Origin of the sequence: Pseudomonas sp. CMR5c, assembly GCF_003850545.1 — a bacterium.
GTDB classification, from domain to species: domain Bacteria; phylum Pseudomonadota; class Gammaproteobacteria; order Pseudomonadales; family Pseudomonadaceae; genus Aquipseudomonas; species Aquipseudomonas piscis.
This window is the reverse complement of record NZ_CP027705.1, coordinates 1,954,406-1,969,220: the sequence shown is the minus strand read 5'-3', so window position 1 is coordinate 1,969,220 and position 14,815 is coordinate 1,954,406. Positions and strand designations below refer to the sequence as shown.

Below are 14,815 nucleotides of genomic sequence, written 5' to 3'. Positions count from 1 at the left end.
GACCAATATCAGGTAGCGACTCTAACGAATGGAGGCGACATCATGATCAAGGTCCAACTCTCTGCCCTGGTCCTGGCCGGGCTGTTGTCCAGCGCGGCCGTGGCCGGCTCCACCGGCCCCACCAACCCCGTGGAAGGCCCCAAGTCCCCGGCCACCCAAGGCTCACCGAAGATCAACATCAACCCGCCGACCATGGACGAGGGCTCGTTGCCACCAGCCACCGGCACCGATCCACGGATCCAGGGCAACGACAACGGCCGCCAGGGCGGCGCCGGCACCCTGGACTCCGGGACGCCGGACAACGGCAAGAGCGGTACCGGCTCCAAGACCACCACCGGCGGCTCGGGCTCCGAAGGCAGCAGTCAGTAACGGGCCATTCGCGCTGTCATCCAGCCAGTCCTGATTGCCAGGATCCAAGAGGAAAGATGCCATGACTCGAGGAAGCAAAGCCAAGTACACCCTGGCCCAGCGCCGCAAGGCGGCGGCCATCGAGGCCAGCTATGAAGAACGCGGCCTGCCCCCGGAAGAGGCCGAAGCCAGGGCCTGGGCCACGGTCAACAAGCAGTCCGGCGGTGGCGAGCGGGCCGGAGGCTCCGGCAGGGACAAGCACCCGGCGGACAAGGCCCGGGCCCGCAGCGACTCAGCCCGGCGCGCAGCCGCGAGCCGCGAGGGCCACCCGCGTAACAGCAAGGCGTCGCTGGCCACCCAGAGCAAGGACAGCCTGCTCCAGGAAGCGCGGGTGAAGAACATTGCGGGACGCTCGCGGATGCGCAAGCAGGAGTTGATCGAGGCCCTGCGCAAGGCCGGCTGAAGCCTTCAACCGGTCCGCAGCAGCACATCCACCTCGGCGCTGCGAGGAGCGGTGGCCGGCCCCCGGCGCGTCACCGCCAGGGCCGCCGCCGCATTGGCCCGGCGCGCGGCGGCCAGGGGTGCGAGGCCAGCGGCCAGCGCGGCGATGAACACCCCGGCGTGGGCATCACCGGCACCGTTGCTGTCCACCGCCTCGACTGCAAATCCAGGTACCCGCACCGCCTCGCCCTGCTGGTTGAGCCAGCAACCCTGGGCACCGTCGCGCAGCACCATCAATGCCTCGCGGGCCAGTTGCGGGGCCAGCCGCAGCATGGCCTCGGCGATGTCCTGGCTAGCGGTGAACTGCAGGGCCTCGGCGCGATTGCTGCTCCAGATATCCACCCGGGGCAGCAAGGCCGCCAGCAGCGCCGGTTCCACCAAAGCCAGTAGCGGCCCCGGGTCGAACATCAGCGGCAGCGTGGCCGGTAGCTCCAGCAACCAGTCGAGCAGGGCCTGGGCTTTGTGCGCCTGCAACAGGCTGTAGCCACTGACGTACAAGTAGTCTGTGGCTGTCACCGTTACCTGGGCCAGGTCCTCGGCCGACAACTCGCCCTCGGCGCCGATATGGGAGATGAAGGTGCGCTCGGCACTGTCATCGGTCAGCGCCACGCACACACCAGTGTCGGCACCGGGGCTGCAAGCCAGGCTCAGGCGAATGCCTTCGGCCTGCATCGCCGCGCGTACCAGGTCGCCGAAGCGACCCTGGCCATGACGGCCGAGATAGACCACCGGCATACCGCTGCGCGCCGCCGCCGCCATGACATTGAAACCGCCACCGGCCTCGAAGTTCGCCGACCGGGCCAGCACATCGCCGCCTGGTGACGGCAGGCCGGGCACGTCCATGACCAGGTCGACGATGACCTGGCCGCTGTGCAGCAACCTAGGCATTGGCCTGCTCGATGAAAGCGGCGCGTCGATCGCGAGCCCCGCCCAGGAGCCCATAACCGCCACCGGCTACCAGGAAGGTGATGACCCAGCCCAGGCCGTTCTGGCCCAGCCAGGAATCAGCCAGCGGCCCGGTGAACCAGACATCCTCGGCGGTGGTACCGATGCTGGTGAAGCAGAACCCCAGGACGATGGCCAGCACCCAGGCGCCAAACGCCCGCCACTCGATGCCGCCCTGGTACCAGTAGGCACTGGTGGGGCTGACATCCAGCAAGTCGGCGGCGCTGTAGTGGTGACGGTGGACCAGATCCATCACGAAGATCCCCACCCAGGCGGTGATGGGTACCGCCAGCAGGGAAATGAAACTGATGAAGGGGCCATAGAAGCTGTCGGCGATCAGCATGAAGTAGATCGAGCCGATGAAGATCGCCACGATGTCCACCAGCACCGCATAGACGCGCTTGACCTTGAGGCCCAGGGTCAGGGCGGTGAGCCCGGCGGAATACACCGACAGGTTGTTCGATAGCAGCAACCCGCCAAAGGCGGCAACCAGGTATGGCACCGCCATCCAGGTCGGCAGCATGTCACGGATGGCGATGATCGGATCCACCGCCGACGCCAGGTGGTCATTGCCCACCGATAGCAGCCCGCCCAGGGTGATCAGCAGCACCAACGGGATGCCGGCGCCAAAGGCCGCCGAGGCCACCAGGCGGCCGGCAGTGACCGAGCGCTGCTGGTAGCGCGACATGTCCGCGCCGGAGCTGGCCCAGCCGATCCCGGTGCCGGCGGCCATGGTGCCAATGCCTATGATCATCGCGCTCATGGGCGCCGGCGACGCGTTGAACACCGCCGTCCAGTCGATGGTGGCACAGAGAAAACCGCCCACCAGCACGTTCAACGCACCGAAGCCGTAGGTCGCCCACTTCTGGATCAGCAGCAAGGTGGCATGGCCCAGGCCGGACACGCTCAGGGTCAGCAGGACGAAGATGGCGATGAACAGCAAGGTCAGCAGCGGTGCGTCCTTGGCCGAGGCCGGGGTCTGGAAGAGGATCGAGCTCAGGGACAGCAGGACGAAGGCCGCAGTGGTGGTATTGACCGTTTCCCAGCCCACCCGGGACAGCATCGACACCAGGGTCGGGCCGATGTTGCCACGCACACCGAAGATGGCCCGGGACAGGGTCAGGCTTGGCGCCCGTCCCCGTCGGCCAGCCACGGAGATCAGGCCGACCACCGCGAACGACCCCACCGACCCGAGGATCGCCACCAACAGCACCTGCCAGATCGACAACCCACGAAAAGCCACCAGCGTCGCCCCGAGGGGCAAGCCCAGGATGCTGATGTTGGCCGCGAACCAGACCCAGAACAGTTGCAGCGGATGACCGTTGCACTCCGCCTCGGGAACCGGCTCGATCCCCCGGGTCTCCAGTTGCCCGGCACCCTGCCCGCCTGTCGATGAACTCATGTTTGACGCTCCTTGCCATTGTTGTGGTGTCAGGCAATTTCGGAAGTCGTTGAACGTCCCGGCATTCCCGGCCATATCCGGCGCCTGCGTGGTCTGGCAGGCACCGGGCTTTCCCTGACGATCGGCAGCTTGCCGACGATGCAGCAACAAGCCCGGCGACTCAGCGCAGGGCCAGCAGTTGTTCTACCAGAGGCTGCAGGTCCAGCCCATTGACTTGCCGCAACAGGGCGATCAGCTCGCCAGGCCAGCACTGCAAGCCCTGGCAGGCACCGAGCATGGCGCCGAGGATCGCCGCGATGGTATCGGTATCGCCGCCCAGGCTGGCCGCCATGCACAGGGCCTCGAACGGCTCCAACCGGCCCTGCGCCACTTGCCCGGCCAGGGCGAAGCTGGCCACCACCGACTCCTGGGAAGCCACCGAGGTACCGACCAGTTCATACAGGGTCTGGGCGAATCCGGCCTTGTCGCCAGCCACACCCAGGGTCGCGGCCCATTGCAGCCGGGCCGCCATGCTCGCACCGGCCACCCAGTGCCCCTGCACCTCGGCCTGGTTGGCGATCTGCCGGCCCAGGGCCAGGGCGTCGCCCAGGGACGCACCATTGATACCAGCGGAGACCACTGCCGCGACAGCGGCGGCACTGGCGATGCCCAGGCTGGTGTTGTGGGTCACCTGGCAGGCCTGGACCACCGCCCGGATGAATGTCTCGGGCGCCGCCACGTCGCTGGCGATGCCCACCGGGGTGATCCGCATGGCCGCGCCGTTGGTGGTGCCGTAGCGCCCCGCCTCCTCCACCGAGTGGCCGGCGAGGATCATTTCGATAGCGTGCTTGGTGGAAGGGCCGAGCAGGTCCTGGGAGCCTCTGGCCTGCATCGCCGCTTCCCAGTCGATCAGGCTCTGGGCCAGCTCCTGGGGCGCGATCCGCCCGTGGCCGCGGACCAGCAACTGGCCCACCAGGATGGCTTGCTCGGTGTCGTCGGTGATCGAACCCCTGGGCATGTTGGCGGCGATCGGCTGGTCCGGGCCGGCGTCCTCCAGGGTATGGATGGTCCCGAAGCGCTGCAGGATCTGCTCACGACTCAGGGATTGGGTGGGCATGCCCAGGGCGTCGCCCAGGGCCAGTCCATAAAAAGCGCCAAGTGCCCGCTGCAGCGGGCTCACTGGGACTCTCCAAATTGCAGGTGCATGCGGAAATGCTGCGGATCCAGCAGGCTCTCGACCTGCTCCATGAAACGCCCCTGGCGGTCGTAAGTCGTGCGCAGGGCCTTGAGGAACACCTCTCCTGTGGCGCGCCCCAGCAGTTCGGCATCTTCGACGCTCAGCGGCTCGGCGCCGATCCACTGGTCGCCACGCTCGCCGATATAGCCGTAGGCAGCCAGGGTTATGGTCAGGGAATCATCGATCAGGCCGACCCGGGGCAGGCCTTCCAGCCCACCGGATGCGGGGATCAGCGAGCGCTCCAGGGACAACACCCGGCCATCGGTGCTGCGCCGGCGCCGATCCAGGGCGATGAACTGATCGGTACCCAGGCGATGCTTGAGATCCGGGCGGCAGATCGCCTCCAGGCGCAGCACCTCGGTATTGATCAGTGCCCCGCTGTCGGCCAGCGCCTGGGCCCAACCGTGGTTCTGGTCCAGGGCGACACCGTCGAAGGTGACGATGGAACCGACCCCGCTTTGCGTGGCGATGTAGTTGCGACGCTTGAGCTCGGCCAGGGCCTCGCGCAAGGTGCCGCGACTGACACCGAATTCCTCGGCCAGGCGATGCTCGCCCGGCAGTTGAGAGCCGTCTTCCATCAGACCGCTTTCAATGCGCCGGATCAGTTCGTCGACCACCCTTTTTTTCTTATCGAATCGGACATGTTTGATCATGTCCGGCTTGATACATGAAACATCCGAGGAAGAGCAAGAAATATCTTCTTACAACAGTTCGAAACGTCCCCGAGGCGACCGGGCGGCTTGCGCCCGTTCATTTCCCGGCGAGCCTGCGACGGCTGGCAGCCTGGAACGGATCCCGGAGGGCTAGGGCTCCTGGCCGATGGGGAAGAACACTCCGTCGCTCCACACCCCGAGCCAGCTCTGGCCATCGAGGATGCGGGTCTGCGCCAGGTCCACCAACTGATAGAAGACGTTGCGGTGGATCAGCGCCTCCAGATTGTGTCGAACCAGGATATATGGCGCCGGCTCCTGGGTCCGGGGATCGATGGCCACCCGCAGCGGGTGCTGGTTGCCGGCACACACCTGTTCATCGACATTGGTGGCAAAGCGCAGCACCTGGTCTTCACCCTGCCCTTGCACCTCGAGGGTCACGGCGACGAAGGGCGCATCGTCGACCTTGATCCCCACCTTCTCCACCGGAGTGACGAGGAAATAGTCGTCGCCATCGCGGCGGATGATGGTGGAGAACAACTTGACCATGGGCTTGCGGCCGATGGGAGTGCCCAGGTAGTACCAGGTGCCGTCGCGGGCGATACGCATGTCGATATCGCCGCAGAAATCGGGGTTCCATGAATGGACCGGTGGCAGGCCTTTTTCGGCCTTGGGAATCTGCGCCAGCAGATCATTGGCTTTGCCTGGACCACTCATGCCACCCTCCTCGTCAATCAGTCGCTCAGACCCAACAGGCTACGAGCGTATTGCTGCAAGGGCGGGCCGAGCAAGTCTTGTGGCTTGTTATCGTGGAACGTCAGTAAACCGCCGCGACTGCGAATCCGTGCCGAATCGATCAGATACTGGGTGCTGGTTTCGATCAACATGATCTGGATGGTGCTGGTGTCGATGCCAAGACGGTCCACCGCTTCCTGGTCCAGCCACTCATCGGAGTTGCCGATGCGATCGTCGGCCTTGGCGAAACGCGCATAGAGCAGGTAGTGCGCACCCTGGCTGCGGGCCTCGGCCATGGCCTCGTTGAGACCTTCCGGAGCGCGGGCCCGGCGAACCATGGGGAAATACTCGACGAAACCGTTGAAGGCCTCTTCGGCCACTACGTTGGGCCGTGGATAGGCATTGCCAGGCGGCACGAAATGCCCCTGGGCGATGAAAATGTACGAATCAGGCTGAATGCGGAACGAGCTGGTGCGACGGGTATCGCTGTGATCGAGCACACCCGCGTCGCTCAGGTGGTAGCGCACCCCCTCACCCATATCACTGACATTCATGCAGCCGCCGAGCGCCAAAAAGGCCAGCAGCAAAACCAGGCTACGCATCCTACCCCTCCAAGATCCGGTGACGGAAAACCGGCGAATGGCCACGAGATGCAGCTTCCGCGCCAGCTCCGCACTTGCAGGGCAGCGTTTGCGCAAGAGGATCAACCACCGATGATCTTCATCACCGTGGCACCACCTGAGAAGGCCACATCCTGCTTGTCGCCCAGGGCCTTGACCAGCAGCCGTTGCAAGGCTGGCAAGGCCTGGTGCCGTGGCTTGTCCAGCAGGTCGCCGACATAGTGGCGATTGCTCGACGACAGGCAACCGTGCAACCAGCCGGTGGACGACAGCCGCAGGCGCGAGCAGGTCCGACAGAACGGCACGCTTTCGTTGGCGATCACGCCGAAGTGGCCAAGGCCGGGAATCTGGTAGCGCACGGCCGTGGCATCCACCGGCGCGTCAGCCTGAAGGTACTCGTAGCGCTGGCCGATCAGGTCCAGCAATTGCCGCAGGCTGACGAATTGCTGCAGGAAGGCGTTGTTGTCGCTGGCCAGGTGGCCCATGCGCATCAACTCGATGAAGCGCAGCTCATACCCCTGCTCGAGGCAGTAATCGAGCAACGGCATGACCTGGTCCAGGTTCTGCCCGCGCAACGGCACCATGTTGACCTTGATCTTCAATCCCGCGGCCCGCGCCTGCCCCAGGCCGTCGAGCACCGTGGCCAGGTCGCCGCCACGGGCGATACCGCGAAAGGCCGCGGCGTCCAGGGTGTCGAGGGAAACGTTGATGCGGCGGATACCGGCATCCACCAGCAGCGGCAGCTTGCGGGCCAGTAGCTGGCCATTGGTGGTCAGGCTGATGTCTTCCAGGCCCATGCGCCCCACCGCGCCCATGAAGGCTTCCAGCTTGGGACTGACCAGGGGTTCGCCACCGGTGATACGCAGGCGCTCGATGCCCGCCGCCTCGATCAGGTAGGCCACGCCGCGTGCCATCGCCTCGGCCGACAACTCGTCCTGGGCGGCCACCAGCCGCTTGCCGTTGGGCACGCAGTAGGTACAGGCGTAATTGCAGGCTGACGTCAGGCTGATCCGCAGATTGCGAAAGCGCCTGCCTTGACGGTCAACGATCATGGATGACTCCGGCGAAGGAAGGGAAAGGCGCGCAAAACCTGACTCAAAAATCAGGTTTTGACAAGTCCCATGCCTGAGTATATTCCTCGGGCACTGCGCCATACAGATCCTGATGGCGCAATCCCAAGGCGGGCGGGCTCAGCTGCCGGAGGTGTCGGGGTCGCGCTTGCGCTTGTTGCCCATGCGCACGCCGATGTCCATCAGGAACTGGAAGAAGCCTTCCTGATCTTCCAGGACATTGCTCCAGAACGGCGAGTGATACAGCGCCACCGCGCCATGCACCAATGCCCAGGAAGCGCAGTAGTGGAAGTACGGCGGTACGTCTTCCAGCTTGCCTTCGCTGATGCGGCCCTTGATCAGCAGGGTCAGGCGTTCGAAGTTGGAAGCACGGATCTTGTGCAGCTCCTCGACCATCTCCGGTACCTGGTTGCCCTTGACCACCTTTTCTTCCAGGCGGTCGAACAGCCGATAGCGCTGCGGGTCACGCATGCGGAACTCGAAGTAGGCCCGGGACAGGGCTTCCTTGTCCTTGTCGACATCGGCAGAGTGCAGCAACTCGTTCAGGTCGCGCTCGTAGTCGAGCATCAGGCGCAGGTAGATCTCCGCCTTGGACTTGAAATGCTTGTAGATGGTCCCTTTGCCGATACCCACGGCATCCGCAATCATCTCGACAGTGACGCTGTCTTCACCTTGATCGAGGAACAGCTTGAGCGCGGTATCGAGAATTTCTTGCTCGCGGCGGCGAAACTCACGGACCTTACGAGGTTCTTTCTGCATAAGAAAAGATCTGTTCGGGGTCAAAATCGAAGCCGCGTATTATGCCTAACTTGCGCCAAAATGCACGGATCATCCATCGTTGCTGCTGCTTCAGGCATAAAACCCAACTCACCGCCAGCGCCCCGGAAGGCCTGGAAAAGCCGGTATAGGCCATGAATACGGGGTCGGCAACCGGTTCCAGGAAAAAACACCAGGCAACTCCAAGCCCCGGAACAGACCACGAAGTCTTCGTTCCCCCGCAACGGGAACCGCTACCCCTGGCCAGGGCTGGTCCTTGACGAAAACCAGGCAACGAGTCGCGTTCTCAATCAGCCACGACAGCATGCTCTGCCCTGGCCACAAGCCGATTACATCAACAGCATCGATGCCCACCAGGGGAACAGCCTATGCCCAGTGACGCTCAAGACAAAAGGCGAGGAGTGATTATTTCGTGGAAAACCGAGGGATATCCAGGCAATTTCGGCAAATTATCGAGCAAGATCCGGCTTGCGCCGAAAGTGAGAACTCAAGCGAAGCGCCCGTATTCCAAATTTGTTTAAGAAACGGACAAGGCAAACTGGACTGAACCCGATCCTGATCAATACTTGAACTGTCGGCGGGACATCTCCCCCAAGTGAAACGCCGATCTAGGTGCCGAAGGACCGCGCGCCTAAGTTTTACTCCTAATGGTCTTAACCCGGATTCACCCCCCAGAACCCGGGTTTTTTTTGCCTGGAATTCCTCCAGGCCAGGGCAGGATCAGGCCTGCTCCTTGACCCGCGCCAGGGGGAACAGCCGCTTGAAGTTCGCCGTGGTCTGTGCGGCAAAGGCCTCGTAGGACTCGCCGCGCAACATCGCCAGGAACTCCGCCACTTCACGCACGTACTGCGGCAGGTTGGGTTTGCCGCGATAGGGAATCGGCGCCAGGTAGGGGGAATCGGTTTCCACCAGCAGCCGATCGGCCGGTACTTGCCGGGCCACATCACGCAAGGCGTCGGCATTGCGGAAGGTGACGATCCCCGACAGGGAAATATAGAACCCCAGGTCCAGGGCCGCCTTGGCCATGTCCCAGTCCTCGGTGAAGCAGTGCAAGACCCCGGCATTGGGCAGCGCTGCTTCACGCAGCAAGGCCAGGGTATCGGCCCGCGCGCCACGGGTATGCACCACCACCGGCTTGCCGGTCTGCCGGGCCGCCTGCAGATGCAGGCGGAAGGACGCCTGCTGCAGCTCGGCCGCCTCGGGCTCGTAGTGATAGTCCAGGCCGGTCTCGCCGATGGCCACCACCCGTGGATGGTTCAGTTCGTCCAGCAGCCAGTCCAGCGCCGGCGCGGCCCCAGGCTGCACATCCAAAGGATGCACCCCCACCGAACAGTCGACATCGTCATAACGATCGGCCAGGGCCCTCACGTCCGCGGCATTGTCGGCGCTGACACCGATGCACAGGAAGTGTCCGACGCCGCGCTCGCGGGCCGCCGCCAGCGCGGCATCCAGGGAGCCGTCATGGGCGGCCAGGTCGAGGCGATCAAGGTGGCAATGGGAATCTACGAGCATAGGCGCGACAACTTGCATCCGATAAATGAAAAGGCCGGATAACTGCATCCGACCAGGGAAAGAACTGATTCTAGGCGCCGGGCGTCAGTTCTGGGTAGGCAACGCCGCCCATTGCACCAGCAGCGCCTCGAGCAGCAGCACCCGGTTGAGGTTGGCCTTGTTCAGCACCTTCTGCCGCTGGGCCAGGATCCAGTCCTGCATGGCCAGCACCTTGGCCTGGGCGGACTTCTGCGCCAGGTACTGCACCACCTTGCGCATGTCCGCCAGCCCCAGGCCTTGCTCATCCTGGGTCAGTTGGTAGCGCAGGATCAGGTTCGACCAGTCGCAGAACCAGTCGAACAGCAACAACAACGGCACGGCGTTCCAGGACTCGGCCAGTTGGGTCGGCGATTGCTGCTGTTTGAGCAGCTTCTTCACCCCTTCCACCACCTGCGCCCGCTGCTCGCGCGCGCCCTGGGTGTGCAGGCTGACGGCGGCCAGGGGCGAACCGGCGGCCAGGGTCAGCAACTCTACCCGCTCCTCGTCGCTGCATTCGGGCAAGGCAGCGGCCAGCCAGTGCATGCTCATGGCCTCGCTGGGCAACGGGCACGCCTGCTGCACGCAGCGGCTCTTGATGGTCGGCAGCAATCGGCTGGGCTGGTGGCTGACCAGCAACAGCACGGTGTCCCCGGAAGGTTCTTCGAGGCTCTTCAAGAGGGCGTTGGCGGCATTGATGTTCATCGCCTCCACCGGCTCGATCAGCACCACCTTGCGCCCGCCCAACTGCGCGGTCTGGACCACGAAGCTCACCAGGTCGCGAACCTGATCGACCTTGATCGGCTTGTCGGCTTCCTCGGGCTCCAGGATGTAGTTGTCCGGATGGCTGCCGGCCTGCAACAGCAGGCAAGACTTGCACTGGCCACAGGCCTCCAGGCCCTCCGGGCGCTGGCACAGCAGCCGGGCCATCAGGCGCTCGGCCAGGGCCCGCTTGCCGATACCCGCCGGACCATGCAGGAGGTAGGCATGGGCATGCTGGGTACGCCCCGCCAGTTGCTGCCAAAGGCCATCCTGCCAGGGGAAGACGTCAGCCACGGGCGCGCTCCAGCAACTGCGGCAGCAAGCCATCCAGGGAGCGCTGGACCTCGGCCAGGGGCTGGGACGCATCCACCAGAAAATAACGCTCGGGAGCGGCTTGGGCACGCTTGAGGAAGGCTTGGCGAACCTTCTGGAAGAACTCCCGGCCTTCCTGCTCGAAACGATCCAGTCGACCGCGGGCACTGGCACGCGCCAGGCCGACTTCCACCGGCAGGTCGAAGACCAGGGTCAAGTCCGGGCGCAGCGGGCCCTGGACGAAATCTTCCAGGGCCTCGATCCGTGCCAGGCTCAAGCCGCGACCGGCGCCCTGGTAGGCATAGGTCGAATCGGTGAAGCGATCGCAGAGCACCACTGCACCGCGCTCCAGCGCCGGGCGGATCACCGTTGCCAGGTGCTGGGCCCGGGCAGCGAATACCAGCAACAGCTCGGTGTCGGCATTCATGATCTCGTCGGCCGGAGTCAACAGCACCTCGCGAATCCGCTCGGCCAGGGGCGTGCCACCCGGCTCGCGGGTCAACACCACCTCGATGCCCGCTGCGCGCAGGCGCTCGGCGAGGTACTCGCGGTTGGTGCTCTTGCCGGCGCCTTCCGGGCCTTCCAGGGTAATAAACAAACCAGTCACGGGCAGTCCTTGATCAAATTCATTGCGGGCTTTTCGGCGTTTGCCCAGGCTCGGCAGGAACGGCCGCTGGCGCCGTTGGAGTCGGCTCAACCTCGGCCGGTGCCTGCTCCGGCGCGGCGCTCGGACTCGGCGCCTCGGGAGCCGCCGGGCTGGCGGTCGGAGCCGGGCTGGAACGATAGTCGGCACGGCGCTTGATTTGGAACTCGCGCACGGCGCTGTTGTGGGCGTCCAGGTCATCGGAGAACACATGGCTGCCATCTCCGCGAGCGACGAAGTACAGGCTCTTGCCCGGCACCGGGTTGAGCGCGGCGTGGATCGCCTCGCGCCCCACCATGGCAATCGGCGTCGGTGGCAGGCCGGCGTTCACATAGGTGTTGTAGGGCGTCGCCTCCTTCAGGTGAGCCCGGGTCAACTTGCCGGTGTAGCGCTCACCCAGGCCGTAGATCACTGTGGGATCGGTCTGCAGCAGCATGCCGATCTGCATCCGGCGCACGAACACACCGGCAATCTGCCCACGCTCCTGGGGCACTCCGGTTTCCTTCTCCACCAGGGAGGCCATGATCAGCGCCTGGTAGGGATCGGCATAGGGAGCATCCTCGGCGCGCTTGTCCCACTCCTTGGCCAGCACGCTGTCCAGGCGGTCGTAGGCCTTGGCCAGGAGCTCGGCATCGCTCATGCCCCGGACGAAGCGATAGGTATCGGGAAAGAACCGCCCCTCGGGAAACACCCCGCCGTGGCCGAGTTTTTCCATCACCTGGGCGTCGCTGAGACCGGCCAGGGTTTGTTGCAACTTGTCGCTCTTGGCCAGGGCATTGCGGACCTGGCGGAAGTTCCAGCCCTCCACCAGGGTCAGGCTGTATTGCACCACCTCGCCGCGCTGCCAGACACCGATCAGGCCCTGGGCCGTCATGCCCGGGGTCATGCGGTACTCACCACTGTGCAGGGGCTGGCCCGGCAGATTGAAACGCCAATACAGGCGCAACCAGAAAGCATCCTGGATCACACCGTCGGCTTGCAGGCGATTGAAGGTTCCGGTGGGGGTGGAGCCGGCGGGAACATCGAGCAGTTGTTCCTGGCTCAGGTTCAACGGTTGTTCCAGGGCCGAGTTCAGTTTCCAGGCACTGACACCCAGCAGCAGCCCTGCCAGGACCAGTCCGGTTTCCAGCAGGAGCAGTAATTTACGTCTCACGAATCAAGCATCCAGTAGTGCGCGGGTAATGCCCTGCAGTTTACGGGTGAGCGGTCCCGCCGACCAGCGCATCCCGGCGCAGCACAGTACCGGCCAGATGCCATAGACGCTGTTGCACACGAAGACTTCATCAGCCTGCCGCAACTGCTCGAGACTGATATCGGTGATCGCCACGGGAATGCCTTGCAGCTGGGCCTGGGCGAGGATTTCGCCGCGCATCACCCCGGCCACGCCACACCGGCTCAGGTCCGCCGTCAGCAGCTGTCCTCCAGCGACCAGGAACAGATTGCTGAACACCCCCTCGATCACGCGCCCGGCGCCATCGAGCATCAAGCCTTCGGCATGCTCGCTATCGCGCCATTCGGCACGGGCCAGGACCTGCTCCAGGCGGTTGAGGTGCTTGAGGCCAGCCAGCAAGGGCTGCTCGGACAGGCGCGTGGCACAAGGAAACAGCTGAATCCCTTGTGCGGCATGGGCCGCCGGGTAGGCCGGCAAGGCGCCGCCCTGGAGGATCCGCCGCGCCGGCGCCGCAGGATCGGCCGCGTAGCCGCGCAGGCTATCGCCCCGGGTCAGGATCAGCTTGAGTACCCCTTCATCCAGGGCTTGGGCGTAGGCCAGCACTTCGCTGCGCACCAGCTCCGGATCCGTCACCAGGGCCAGGCGCCGGCAGCCTTCGACCAGGCGCTGCAAGTGCCGCTCGAGCAGCAGCGGCTTGCCGGATCTGACGGCGATGGTCTCGAACAGACCATCGCCGTAGGCCAGGCCACGGTCCTTGAGCGACAGAGCGTCAGCCGGACGACCGTCGACCCAGCCGTGCATCACTCGGAAAACCGACGGAATACCAGGGAGCCGTTGGTACCGCCAAAACCGAAGGAGTTGGACAGCACGACATCGATATCCATGCTGCGCGCAGTGTGCGGCACGAAATCCAGGTCGCAGCCTTCATCGGGCTCATCCAGGTTGATGGTGGGCGGCGCGACCTGGCTGTTGATCGCCAGCACGCTGAAGATCGCCTCGATCGCCCCGGCGGCACCCAACAGGTGGCCAGTCATGGACTTGGTGGAGCTGACCGCGAGCTTGTAGGCGTGGTCGCCGAACACACTCTTGATCGCTTCGGCTTCCGCCAGGTCGCCAGCAGGCGTCGAAGTGCCATGGGCATTGATGTACTGCACTTGGTCGGCATTGATCTTCGCGTCGCGCAAGGCATTGGCGATGCAACGGGCAGCACCGGCGCCATCGGCGGGTGGCGAAGTCATGTGGTAGGCGTCACCACTCATGCCAAAACCGATCAGCTCGGCATAGATGGTGGCACCACGCGCCTTGGCATGCTCCAGCTCTTCCAGGACCAGGGCGCCGGAACCATCGGACAGCACGAAGCCATCACGCCCCTTGTCCCACGGCCGGCTGGCGCGGGTCGGTTCGTCGTTGCGGGTCGACAGCGCACGGGAGGCGCCAAAACCACCCATGCCCAGGCCGCAAGCGGCCATCTCGGCGCCACCGGCAATCATCACGTCGGCTTCGCCGTAGGCAATGTTGCGCGCAGCCATGCCGATGCAGTGGGTGCCCGTGGTGCACGCCGTGGAAATGGCGTAGTTCGGTCCCTGGAGCCCAAGGTGAATGGACAGGAAACCGGAAATCATGTTGATGATCGAACCGGGCACGAAGAACGGAGAAATCCGTCGCGGGCCGGAGTCGTGCAGGGTGCGGCTGGTTTCTTCGATATTGGTCAGACCGCCAATACCCGAACCCATGGCCACGCCGATGCGATCACGGTTGGCATCGGTGACTTCCAGGCCGGCATTGCGTACTGCCTGGAAACCGGCCGCCAGGCCGTATTGAATGAACAGGTCGAGCTTGCGGGCCTCTTTGGCCGACAGATATTCCTCGACATTGAAGCCCTTTACCGAGCCGCCAAAACGGGTGGAATAGGCAGAAAGGTCGGTGTGCTCGATCAGACCGATGCCACTTTGGCCAGCCAGAATGCCCTGCCAGCTAGTCGGTACATCCGTACCCAGCGGCGACAACATACCCATACCGGTGACTACGACGCGTCTACGCGACACAGCACTCTCCTTTTTCTAATGACGACACTCTTTGCATCAGGCCTAAAGAAAAAACCGCACGCCGTGACGGCAGTGCGGTTTTTTCCATGAC

16 protein-coding genes are annotated in these 14,815 nt (G+C 64.4%); 2 read left to right on the top strand and 14 right to left on the bottom strand.

From position 1 onward, the window contains the following. The first annotated feature begins 42 nt into the window (after positions 1 to 42). Both C4K40_RS09245 and C4K40_RS09240 read left to right on the top strand, forming a co-directional pair. Positions 43 to 369 (top strand): hypothetical protein, encoded by a 327-nt coding sequence (locus C4K40_RS09245; protein ID WP_053135826.1) that lies wholly within the window; start codon positions 43 to 45, stop codon positions 367 to 369. A 61-nt stretch (positions 370 to 430) separates the two neighbouring features. Further along, positions 431 to 811: a Rho termination factor N-terminal domain-containing protein gene (locus C4K40_RS09240; protein WP_022643187.1), complete on the top strand. Its 381-nt coding sequence runs from the start codon at positions 431 to 433 to the stop codon at positions 809 to 811. Between the two features lie 5 nt (positions 812 to 816). On the opposite strand, the gene C4K40_RS09235 is transcribed toward C4K40_RS09240, so the two are convergent. The 14 genes from C4K40_RS09235 to fabF all read right to left on the bottom strand — a co-directional run bounded on the left by C4K40_RS09235 (position 817) and on the right by fabF (position 14,724). After that, the gene (locus C4K40_RS09235) at positions 817 to 1,737 is read right to left on the bottom strand and encodes a PfkB family carbohydrate kinase (RefSeq protein WP_053135823.1); all 921 of its coding nucleotides are present in this window, start codon (positions 1,735 to 1,737) and stop codon (positions 817 to 819) included. Then, entirely contained in the window at positions 1,730 to 3,196 is a 1,467-nt protein-coding gene (locus C4K40_RS09230) for a cytosine permease (RefSeq protein ID WP_022643185.1), read from the bottom strand. Before C4K40_RS09230 ends, C4K40_RS09235 begins: the two co-directional genes overlap by 8 nt. 160 nt (positions 3,197 to 3,356) lie before the next feature. After that, positions 3,357 to 4,355 (bottom strand): ADP-ribosylglycohydrolase family protein, encoded by a 999-nt coding sequence (locus C4K40_RS09225; RefSeq protein WP_022643184.1) that lies wholly within the window; start codon positions 4,353 to 4,355, stop codon positions 3,357 to 3,359. Continuing rightward, positions 4,352 to 5,065, bottom strand: a complete 714-nt coding sequence (locus C4K40_RS09220; RefSeq protein WP_031321263.1) for a GntR family transcriptional regulator — start codon at positions 5,063 to 5,065, stop codon at positions 4,352 to 4,354. Before C4K40_RS09220 ends, C4K40_RS09225 begins: the two co-directional genes overlap by 4 nt. 150 nt (positions 5,066 to 5,215) lie before the next feature. After that, positions 5,216 to 5,779, bottom strand: coding sequence for a DUF1285 domain-containing protein (locus C4K40_RS09215; RefSeq protein WP_022643182.1), 564 nt, complete (start codon positions 5,777 to 5,779; stop codon positions 5,216 to 5,218). A gap of 17 nt (positions 5,780 to 5,796) precedes the next feature. Continuing rightward, positions 5,797 to 6,399: a DUF4823 domain-containing protein gene (locus C4K40_RS09210; RefSeq protein ID WP_022643181.1), complete on the bottom strand. Its 603-nt coding sequence runs from the start codon at positions 6,397 to 6,399 to the stop codon at positions 5,797 to 5,799. 101 nt (positions 6,400 to 6,500) lie between these two features. Beyond that, positions 6,501 to 7,469 (bottom strand): GTP 3',8-cyclase MoaA, encoded by a 969-nt coding sequence (locus C4K40_RS09205; RefSeq protein WP_022643180.1) that lies wholly within the window; start codon positions 7,467 to 7,469, stop codon positions 6,501 to 6,503. A 138-nt stretch (positions 7,470 to 7,607) separates the two neighbouring features. Next, positions 7,608 to 8,246 (bottom strand): TetR/AcrR family transcriptional regulator, encoded by a 639-nt coding sequence (locus C4K40_RS09200; RefSeq protein WP_022643179.1) that lies wholly within the window; start codon positions 8,244 to 8,246, stop codon positions 7,608 to 7,610. Positions 8,247 to 8,984: 738 nt separating this feature from the next. Further along, the gene (locus C4K40_RS09195; protein ID WP_053135820.1) at positions 8,985 to 9,776 is read right to left on the bottom strand and encodes a TatD family hydrolase; all 792 of its coding nucleotides are present in this window, start codon (positions 9,774 to 9,776) and stop codon (positions 8,985 to 8,987) included. Positions 9,777 to 9,860: 84 nt separating this feature from the next. Next, a complete protein-coding gene (locus tag C4K40_RS09190) occupies positions 9,861 to 10,847 on the bottom strand; it encodes a DNA polymerase III subunit delta' (RefSeq protein WP_053135817.1) in 987 nt (328 codons plus the stop codon). Beyond that, positions 10,840 to 11,472, bottom strand: a complete 633-nt coding sequence (gene tmk, locus C4K40_RS09185) for a dTMP kinase (RefSeq protein ID WP_053135813.1) — start codon at positions 11,470 to 11,472, stop codon at positions 10,840 to 10,842. Before tmk ends, C4K40_RS09190 begins: the two co-directional genes overlap by 8 nt. Positions 11,473 to 11,491: 19 nt before the next feature. Beyond that, complete coding sequence (mltG, locus tag C4K40_RS09180; RefSeq protein ID WP_022643176.1) at positions 11,492 to 12,661, bottom strand: endolytic transglycosylase MltG; 1,170 nt, start codon at positions 12,659 to 12,661, stop codon at positions 11,492 to 11,494. A gap of 3 nt (positions 12,662 to 12,664) precedes the next feature. Beyond that, positions 12,665 to 13,480 carry an aminodeoxychorismate lyase gene (pabC, locus tag C4K40_RS09175; protein ID WP_053135810.1) on the bottom strand — a complete coding sequence of 272 codons (816 nt, stop codon included), beginning with the start codon at positions 13,478 to 13,480 and terminating at the stop codon, positions 12,665 to 12,667. Further along, complete coding sequence (gene fabF / locus C4K40_RS09170) at positions 13,480 to 14,724, bottom strand: beta-ketoacyl-ACP synthase II (protein WP_031321260.1); 1,245 nt, start codon at positions 14,722 to 14,724, stop codon at positions 13,480 to 13,482. Before fabF ends, pabC begins: the two co-directional genes overlap by 1 nt. Positions 14,725 to 14,815 lie beyond the last annotated feature (91 nt).

Bases quoted from the DNA above. Each gene is read 5' to 3' on its own strand.
- C4K40_RS09195 (WP_053135820.1), bottom strand. From the start codon at position 9,776: ATGCTCGTAGATTCCCATTGCCACCTTGATCGCCTCGACCTGGCCGCC.
- C4K40_RS09245 (WP_053135826.1), top strand. From the start codon at position 43: ATGATCAAGGTCCAACTCTCTGCCCTGGTCCTGGCCGGGCTGTTGTCC.
- C4K40_RS09240 (WP_022643187.1), top strand. From the start codon at position 431: ATGACTCGAGGAAGCAAAGCCAAGTACACCCTGGCCCAGCGCCGCAAG.
- C4K40_RS09200 (WP_022643179.1), bottom strand. From the start codon at position 8,246: ATGCAGAAAGAACCTCGTAAGGTCCGTGAGTTTCGCCGCCGCGAGCAA.
- C4K40_RS09220 (WP_031321263.1), bottom strand. From the start codon at position 5,065: ATGATCAAACATGTCCGATTCGATAAGAAAAAAAGGGTGGTCGACGAA.
- C4K40_RS09235 (WP_053135823.1), bottom strand. From the start codon at position 1,737: ATGCCTAGGTTGCTGCACAGCGGCCAGGTCATCGTCGACCTGGTCATG.
- C4K40_RS09215 (WP_022643182.1), bottom strand. From the start codon at position 5,779: ATGAGTGGTCCAGGCAAAGCCAATGATCTGCTGGCGCAGATTCCCAAG.
- C4K40_RS09205 (WP_022643180.1), bottom strand. From the start codon at position 7,469: ATGATCGTTGACCGTCAAGGCAGGCGCTTTCGCAATCTGCGGATCAGC.
- C4K40_RS09230 (WP_022643185.1), bottom strand. From the start codon at position 3,196: ATGAGTTCATCGACAGGCGGGCAGGGTGCCGGGCAACTGGAGACCCGG.
- C4K40_RS09210 (WP_022643181.1), bottom strand. From the start codon at position 6,399: ATGCGTAGCCTGGTTTTGCTGCTGGCCTTTTTGGCGCTCGGCGGCTGC.
- pabC (WP_053135810.1), bottom strand. From the start codon at position 13,480: ATGCACGGCTGGGTCGACGGTCGTCCGGCTGACGCTCTGTCGCTCAAG.